Origin of the sequence: Hymenobacter endophyticus, from assembly GCF_032464715.1 — a bacterium.
In the GTDB taxonomy this organism is placed as follows: domain Bacteria; phylum Bacteroidota; class Bacteroidia; order Cytophagales; family Hymenobacteraceae; genus Hymenobacter; species Hymenobacter endophyticus.
Genome location: NZ_JAWDJT010000043.1, coordinates 1 through 568 on the forward strand (window position 1 = coordinate 1; position 568 = coordinate 568).

The 568-nt window shown below is 67.4% G+C and carries 1 protein-coding gene; it reads left to right on the top strand.

The annotated features are described in order from the left end of the window. The coding region (locus tag ROI90_RS21130) for a DUF6531 domain-containing protein (protein ID WP_316000269.1) at nt 1-568 on the top strand (568 nt) is incomplete at both ends.

Below are 568 nucleotides of genomic sequence, written 5' to 3' on the forward strand. Positions count from 1 at the left end.
TGTGAAGGCCGCGTACGAGGGCTTCATGAAGGACCCGTCCGAAGGCGCCGGCCGTCTCTTCCCCGAGCTCATCGGTACCAAGGGGACGGGGACGTTGCGCGGGCTGCTGCGGGGCGGGGTCAAGGGCGCGGCGGAAGGAGCAGCGGAGTCGGGGGCCAGGAACTCGGCGCGCGACGCCATCGGGGAGGACCCCGCGAAGGGCTCCCACACCGAAGACTCCCGGGTGAACAAGGACACGGACCCGATCGACCTCGCCACCGGCAAGATGTACCTGCCGCAGACGGACGTAACCCTGCCGGGCGCCCTGCCTCTGATGTTCAAACGGCGGGTGGAGTCCGGCTACCGGCTGGGCCGCTGGTTCGGTCCGTCGTGGTCATCCACCGTCGACCAACGCCTGGAGATCGACTCCGAGGGCGTCGTCTTCGTCACGGAGGACGGCCTCCTCCTCTCCTACCCGCACCCAGTGGGTTGGCAAACAGCAAGGCGTTGCCGCGGATTTCCACCGTTTTGTCGGCGAAGTGGTAAACATCTGGGGGCGCGTAAGAGCCAGTTTTACCGGACGGCCCAC